This is a genomic window from Rhodococcus sp. O3 (assembly GCF_048897285.1).
Taxonomy (GTDB): Bacteria; Actinomycetota; Actinomycetes; order Mycobacteriales; family Mycobacteriaceae; genus Rhodococcus.
In genome coordinates, this window is the sequence record NZ_JBMBTE010000198.1 from 1 (window position 1) to 5,896 (window position 5,896).

Sequence of the window (5,896 nt, forward strand, 5' to 3'; positions counted from 1 at the left end):
GACCTGTTTCCCGCCGAGGTGAAGTACACGGGAATCTCTGTGTGTTATCAGATTTCGTCCGTGCTGGCGGGAGGACTGCTGCCCATCGCTTTGAGTGCAGCGACACGATACGTCGAGTCGTGGGTGCCGGCCGCGGTCGCTGCGGTGACTACCGGAGCGGTGACTCTGATCGCCGGGACCATCTCGAAGCGAACCCACCCGCAATCCGAACTCCCGGCCGCAGCCACTCCGAAGACAACCATCGAAGGATGACCACCCATGGATGACACTGTCGCGTCTGCGATCTCACGAGGACGGCGACCGGGAGGCGAGCAGCAGGTCGAGTTCGTGTCCGGAATCTCGCCGGGAGCCAAGAGAATCTGGGTGGAGCGTCCCGATCCCGACGGGGCCGCCGGAGCATGGTGTTACACCGATCGGCGGAGTTATCGTCCCGGCGACCAGGTGAGCATGTTCGTCTCCTCCACCGAGCCGCGAGTACAGGTCGACATCACGATCGACGACGGCCGAAACCGACAGGTCCTGGATACCACCGTCAACACCCGGTTCCAGCCTGTCCCGGACGCGGCGTACCGTGACGGATGCGGTTGGGACGTTTCCCTCACCTACGGTATTCCTTGGGACGCCGATCCGGGCGCATACCTCGTGACCTTGAGAAGTGTCGATTCACGAAAAGTACTCGGACATCACCTATTCGTGGTCCGGCCCGTGGCGCCTCGAAAGTCGGCGATTGCACTCGTCCTGTCCACGGCGACCTGGACTGCCTACAACGACTGGGGCGGTGCAAGCCACTACTACGGCATCCATCCCGCCAGCGTCCGAGGTAGGTCGCCGGAACTCAGTACGCAGCGTCCCTGGGCGCGAGGACAGATCTGGGTGCCGCCCGGAGCCCCTCGCATCGTCAATGAACGGCGCCCCGACCGGCCGCTACCGCCACGCTACGAATCCGCGGAATGGGCCTATATGCATGGCTTTTCCAAGTACTACGCCAGCACCGGTTGGGCTACGTACGAGCGGCACTTCGTGCACTGGGCGGAACGGCATGGCTATGTCGTAGATCTGCTCACCCAAGACGATCTTCACTTCGACGATGATCCATTGGGTGGCTACCGCTGTGCCGTATTTGTCGGTCACGACGAGTACTGGACCGAACACATGCGCCGAGTGGTCGACGCCTTTGTCGACGGCGGCGGCAACATCGCCCGATTTGCCGGGAACTTCATGTGGCAGATCCGACTCGACCAGGGTGGAGAGCGTCAGATTGCGCACAAGTACGACGCGCGTGAGGCGGACCCGTTGCGAACCTTCGACAGGTCCGCCGTCACGACCGCATGGGAGGATTCGTGGGTTGGGTACCCCGGCGCAAAGACGTTCGGTGTCAACGCACTTCGAGGGATGTACGCCGGATTCGGAGCCATGGCGCCGCGAGCGGCTCGAGGATTCGTCACGTTCCGTCCCCGGCATTGGGCCTTTGCGGGCACGGGGCTCGGATACGCCGACATGTTCGGAGACGAGTCGAACGTGTTCGGATTCGAGATGGACGGCGTCGAATACCAGTTCGTGGATGGACTCCCGGAACCTACCCATGCGGACGGTGCGCCGGCGGGTCTGCAGATCCTCGCAATGAACTGGGCGACCTCCGCCGAGGACGGACTGGACGAGTACCGCGACGACTTCATGCTCGGCGATGCAGATGCCCAGTTCCGGGCCCACGTCACGGAGCAGACCGACGCCGCCGGACGGGACCGCGCCCGACGCACCAGCGGGATGGTTGTGTACTTCGAGCGCGGGTCCGGTCGGGTGTTTACCGCTGCCACCTGCGAATGGGTGTGTGGATTGATGAAGCAGGACTACTACATCGAGACAGTGACCCACAACGTGCTTCGAGAGTTTCTCGCAGAATCGGCCGATGCAACACCATGAACGAACGATGAGTGGTGAGCGCTCGGCAGCGCACCGATACCTTTCACATGAGGAGTTCGTATGTTCGATAACCCTTCCAGGTCGGCGTCCAGACCGATTCTCCATGGCAACTGTCGGGTGGTCGTGGTGGGGGGAGGCGGCGCCATGGGGCGGTGGGCGGTGCGGATGGCCGCCGGGTTCGCCTTTGTCAAAGACCTCGTCGTCGCCGACCTCGACGCCCAACGAGCCCAGGAAATCTGCGACGAGGTGGGAGGCCCTGCACGACCGGAACAGCTCGACGTCACCGACCAGGTCCGCCTGCGGCAGGTATTCGCAGACTGCGACATTGTCTTGAACACGGTCGGCCCGTTCGCCGTGTTCGGGGATCGGATCCTTCGAACCGCAATCGACTGCGGCTGTGACTACCTCGACATCGATGACGACTGGGAATCGACCCTCGCGGCGCTGGAGTCCGCCGCAGCCGCGAGGAAGGCCGGCGTTCGGGTCGTCAAGGGCATGGGGGCAAGTCCTGGTGTGAGCAATCTGCTCGCGGCTGCAGCGGGGGCCGAACTGGACGAGGTGGATGAACTGTACACCGGATGGAAGATCTCGGGCACAAAGATCGAGGCGCGTGACGCATCCACCGGCCCGTCCGCTGCGTTTGCACACTGGCTGCTCCAATCGAGCGGCACCATCCGCACCTGGGAGAACGGCGCATGGGCCGACCCGGCGCCGCTCGCACGGATCGACCTCGACTTTCCTGGTTTCGGTCGTCATTCCGTATACACCTGTGGTCATCCCGAACCAGTCACTCTGGCGCGCAGTCTCCCCATCCGGAGGACCGCTCTGAACGTGATGAGCGGGCCGGACTGGATGTTCCGGTCGCTGCGGACCGTGGCCGGCAGGCACACATCCGGGTCGACCTCGCTGGCCGAGGCCGCGACTGAGCTGGACAAGGCACGCGGCCCTGATGCCAGCACCGCCCGGGATCCGTTGCCTCCTGTGTGGGCGTTGGCTACGGGCAGTGTGTCCGGCAGGAAGCAGACGATCATGACCTACCTGAACGGGAGGCTTCCGGGCATGATGGGCGGTTCCACGGGAATCCCGCTGGCGGTCGGTCTGCAAATGCTGGCCGACGGGGAGATCGGTGCACCTGGTGTGCTGTATCCGGAGACCGCGTTCGAGCCGGCCCTGTTCTTCGACCGCCTGGGCAAGTCGATGGACCGTTGTCCCGGCGATGACCGTCCGCTGTTGTCGATCCTTCGATCCGAAGAGGTGTTCTGATGACTTGCCCTGTGGGTCTTCCTGCACTGATGGTGCGCAGTGCCGAACGATTTCCGGAGCGTCCGTTCCTCACCTGGCGTGGCGAGAGCACGGTGTACAGGGACGCGGTCGAGATGATGTTCCGTGCGGGGCGCGCACTGAAGAACCTCGACGAAACCACCTCGGGCAACGGCCGGATCGTCCTGTACCTGGGAAACTGTCCGGAAGCGGTCTACGCCTGGCTGGGGTGTCAAGCGGTCGGGCTCGTGCCGGTCACGTTGAACAACGGCCAGCGAGGGGATGTCCTCGCCGACATGCTCGACCGCATTGGATCCTCCGTCGTGGTCACCGACCGCGCAGGATTGGCCCGGCTCTACGAAGCCGGCGCCGTAGGTGAACACGGTGCAACGCTGTTGACCGATCAATCCGAGAAGGGGGCTCCGTCTTTCTGGGAGCACCTGCGCAACATCTCGCTCGAGCCCGCCCGCGAGGTCGTCGATCCGGACCCAGGTTCGCCAGCGAGCATCCTCTTCAGCTCGGGTACTACGGGCCGGTCGAAGGCGGTGGTGGTACCGCACGGGATGTTCGACGCAGGAACGGCGAGACTGATGGAATCGTGGAAGGTAACCGAGCACGATGTCTTTCACAGCTGGGCGCCGTATTTTCACATCGCCGCCCAAATGGACGTGTTCGGGATCGCGATCCGCGCGGGGGCATCGGTGGCGATGTTCGAAGGGTTCTCACTGTCTCAGTTCTGGGATCAGATCAGAGCATGCCAAGCCACGATCTTCGGCGGTTTCGTGAGCATCCTGGAACTGCTGTACGCGGCGGAGCCGACCCCGGACGATCTGAACCACCATCTCAGGATGGGTATCGCAGGCCATATTCCGGCAAGTTTGCGAGCGAACTTCGAACGGCGCTTCGGCGTTCGCATGGTTGACGCCTATGGTATGTCGGAGGCCGAACCGATCACCGCGCCCAGCCTGGATGACGACCTTCCGGATGGCAGCTGTGGCCGTGCCACATCCGATTTCGAGGTTCGGATCCACGACCGAAACGGCGACGAGCTCCCGTTCGGGGAACTAGGACAAATCGTGTTCAGACCTCTGAAGCCCCATGTCATGATGTCCGGGTATCTTGACGACCCCGACCGTACGGCGCGATCGTGGCGCGATGGGTGGTTCCAGACCGGAGACCTGGGGCGGATGGATTCCGATGGCCGCATCTACTTCGCCGAGCGGATGGCCGACTTCATCCGCGTCCGTGGAGAGAACGTCTCGCCGCAAGAGGTCGAGTCCGTCCTCCTTGCCTACCCCGGAATCGTCGAGGTCGGGGTGGTGGGCATTCCGTCGGAGCTCGGAGAACACGACATAAAGGCGGTGGTTGTCGTCGCGGACGGTACCGATCTGTCGGGCCTTTTCCAGTGGAGCCGACAGCGGATGGCAAAGTTCATGGTCCCGCGGTATGTGCAGGTCGTAGACGCCCTGCCACGAACCGAGACAAGCAAGATCAAACGTGAGGCGTTACGTAGGCTGGACGGCGACCTGGAGACCGAGTCCACGCTCCTGCGGCATTGGACTGCCGGCCGCCCCTGACCGGACAATCGCCGCTTCGCACTCCTCGAGGCAACCGGTCCGGCTGGGATGGTGCAGCCGATACACGGATGATCCCGACATCACAAGATCATCTTACGAATCAGAATGGTGTATTGGTCGCAGATCTCATCCGGACCGAGTCTGCCGCCAGGTTTTGCCCAGGACTGCACGTTCTCGCAGAGTGAGATGATGGCGAATGCAACTGTGCTCGCGTCCACCACGCTGAACACACCCGATGCCGCTCCCTCCTCCAGCGCGGCCCGGAACAGGTGGTACACCGTGCTTTGCATGCTCCGGATCCGATGAGCATGATCATCGGTCAACACGTGGTCGAGCTCGGCGATCTGCAACATCCGTCTGTGGGACAGCGCTTCCGAGGCCCCGGCGTCACCGTCCATCACGGCCGAGGGCGAGTCCGGTCGTCGGTCGAGCTGAATCAAGATGTACCGCCTGGCCATCGTCTCGACTCGGTCGGCAGGCGAAAGGTCACGAACGTTCTCGGTGATCATCGAAATAAACCTGTCGAGGTCCTGCTCGATGAGGGAAAACAGAATCTCCTCTTTGGATTTGAAATGCCAGTACAACGACGGAGCCGAGATGCCGATCTCTTCCGCGATCGCGGTCAGACTCGTCTTGGAGTAACCCCGTTCGACGAACAGTCGCTTGGCGACCGCTAAAGCCGTGGTTCTTGTGTCCGGCTTGCTGTTGCTCAATCTTCCCTCTTCTTCCACTTGTCAAGGTGTGCACAAGCCATCGGCCGGAGAACTCTGCCGAGATTGTAGGAGCGATCCGGGGGCGCCCTCCCTCGTGGCATCGTCGTGTCCGTAACAACAGCGTGTGCGTCATGAGAATCAGCATCGCCGGTCCTGTCTCGCGGCGACCGGACCTTCCCCGGACCCGGTGCGTCGGCGCGAGCGTGCCCAGCAACCAGTCGCTCGCGAACGAAAGCACACGGAGATTGTGACCGGTGTCCTGGCTACCACGTTTACGAAGATGAGAGCGAATCGTCAATCGGCCCGATCACCTGAGGCGGTGGTCTGCGGCGATTCGAGCCGCGAGGCCGCATCGACGTGCATCGCCCGGGCCAGCGCCGCCTCCTCGGGCGGAGCGGGGCGTGCACCACCGCGCCGGCGGTTGCC

General features: G+C 63.1%; 4 protein-coding genes and 1 pseudogene. 4 read left to right on the plus strand and 1 reads right to left on the minus strand.

What is annotated here, in order from left to right:
* The 4 genes and pseudogenes from ACN675_RS27220 to ACN675_RS27235 form a co-directional block, all read left to right on the plus strand.
* Positions 1-252, plus strand: a pseudogene (locus ACN675_RS27220) (hypothetical protein); the annotation flags it as partial.
* A gap of 195 nt (positions 253-447) precedes the next feature.
* Positions 448-1,920, plus strand: a complete 1,473-nt coding sequence (locus ACN675_RS27225; RefSeq protein WP_420753782.1) for a N,N-dimethylformamidase beta subunit family domain-containing protein — start codon at positions 448-450, stop codon at positions 1,918-1,920.
* A gap of 60 nt (positions 1,921-1,980) precedes the next feature.
* A complete protein-coding gene (locus ACN675_RS27230) occupies positions 1,981-3,183 on the plus strand; it encodes a saccharopine dehydrogenase family protein (RefSeq protein WP_420753783.1) in 1,203 nt (400 codons plus the stop codon).
* Between the two features lie 29 nt (positions 3,184-3,212).
* The gene (locus ACN675_RS27235; RefSeq protein ID WP_420753784.1) at positions 3,213-4,757 is read left to right on the plus strand and encodes an AMP-binding protein; all 1,545 of its coding nucleotides are present in this window, start codon (positions 3,213-3,215) and stop codon (positions 4,755-4,757) included.
* A gap of 80 nt (positions 4,758-4,837) precedes the next feature.
* On the opposite strand, the gene ACN675_RS27240 is transcribed toward ACN675_RS27235, so the two are convergent.
* A complete protein-coding gene (locus ACN675_RS27240; protein WP_420753785.1) occupies positions 4,838-5,470 on the minus strand; it encodes a TetR/AcrR family transcriptional regulator in 633 nt (210 codons plus the stop codon).
* Positions 5,471-5,896 lie beyond the last annotated feature (426 nt).

Coding starts and splice junctions, on each gene's coding strand:
- ACN675_RS27230 (WP_420753783.1), top strand. CDS start 1,981: ATGTTCGATAACCCTTCCAGGTCGGCGTCCAGACCGATTCTCCATGGC.
- ACN675_RS27235 (WP_420753784.1), top strand. CDS start 3,213: ATGGTGCGCAGTGCCGAACGATTTCCGGAGCGTCCGTTCCTCACCTGG.
- ACN675_RS27225 (WP_420753782.1), top strand. CDS start 448: ATGTTCGTCTCCTCCACCGAGCCGCGAGTACAGGTCGACATCACGATC.